The organism is Streptomyces sp. 13-12-16, assembly GCF_002114215.1.
Taxonomy (GTDB): Bacteria; Actinomycetota; Actinomycetes; order Streptomycetales; family Streptomycetaceae; genus Streptomyces.
Genome location: NZ_NCTE01001221.1, coordinates 1 through 1,225, shown reverse-complemented (window position 1 = coordinate 1,225; position 1,225 = coordinate 1). Strand labels below are relative to the sequence as shown.

At 77.3% G+C, this 1,225-nt stretch carries 1 protein-coding gene; it reads left to right on the top strand.

Going from position 1 to position 1,225, the window contains the following annotated elements:
- The first annotated feature begins 145 nt into the window (after positions 1–145).
- Positions 146–1,042, top strand: coding sequence for a glycosyltransferase family 2 protein (locus B7767_RS38050; RefSeq protein WP_085575969.1), 897 nt, complete (start codon positions 146–148; stop codon positions 1,040–1,042).
- Positions 1,043–1,225 lie beyond the last annotated feature (183 nt).

Below are 1,225 nucleotides of genomic sequence, written 5' to 3'. Positions count from 1 at the left end.
CGGCCGAGGCGCGCGGCGACGACCAGGCCCGGCGCGCCCTGTGGGAGGCCCTCTCCCGCCTGCCGGCGGCCCTGCGCGAGCGCAGGCCGCTGCCCCCGCACGTGGAACGGGCCGCCCGGCTGCTGGAGCCGGAGAGGACGGCCGCATGACCGACCCCCGTACGACCGTCGTCGTCATCACCCACAACCGGCGCCCCGAGCTGCTGCGCACCCTCGCCGAACTCGCCGCCCTCCCCGAGGAACCGCCGGTGACCGTCACCGACAACGGCTCCACCGACGGCACCGCGGAGGCCGTCGCCCGCCACCACCCGGACGTCCGCCTGCTGCGCCCCGGCGGCAACCTCGGCGCCGTCGGCCGCAACCTCGCCGTACGGGACGTCCGTACGCCGTACGTCGCCTTCTGCGACGACGACTCCTGGTGGTCGCCCGGCTCCCTCGCCGGTGCCGCCGACCTGCTCGACCGGCACCCCGCGCTCGGCTCGGTCACGGCGCGGATCATCGTCGAACCGGACGGCACCGACGACCCGATCGTCCGCGAACTGCGCGAATCGCCCGTCCCCGGCCCGTCCTGGCTGCCCGGCCCGGCCCTCGGCTCCTTCCTGGCCGCCGCGACCGTCCTGCGCACCGACGCCTTCCGCACCGCGGGCGGCTTCAACCCGCGCCTGTGGCTCGGCGGCGAGGAGGAGCTGCTGGCCGCCGACCTGGCGGCCGACGGCTGGTGGCTCACCTACGCCGATCACCTGACGATCCACCACCAGGCGTCGGCCGCGCGGGACGCCACCCTGCGCCGCATGCACGGCATCCGCAACACCCTGTGGTTCACCTGGCTGCGCCGCCCGGCCCGGCCCGCCCTGCGCCGCACCCTGGACCTGGTCCGCACCGTCCCCCGTGACACCGCCTCCCTGCGCGCCTTCGCCGAGGCCGCCGCCGCCCTCCCCTGGGTCCTGCGCGAACGCCGGGTCCTGCCGTACGAGGTCGAGTCCCGCCTACGCCTCCTGGAACCCGCCCAACGCACCTCCAGGGCCCGTCGCTACACCGGCTGAGCGGCCCCGCACGTCCCACCGCGCGGCACCGGGCTCACACAGCACTGCCGCCACGGCACACGCCGGGGCCCGCGCCGCACCGGCGTGGAGGGACACCGCGCGCACCGGGCGGCACACGCACCGTCGGTACCGCGCGCATGAGATCTCCGCGCACCGCCGGCGCCGAGCCACGCGCACCGGGGC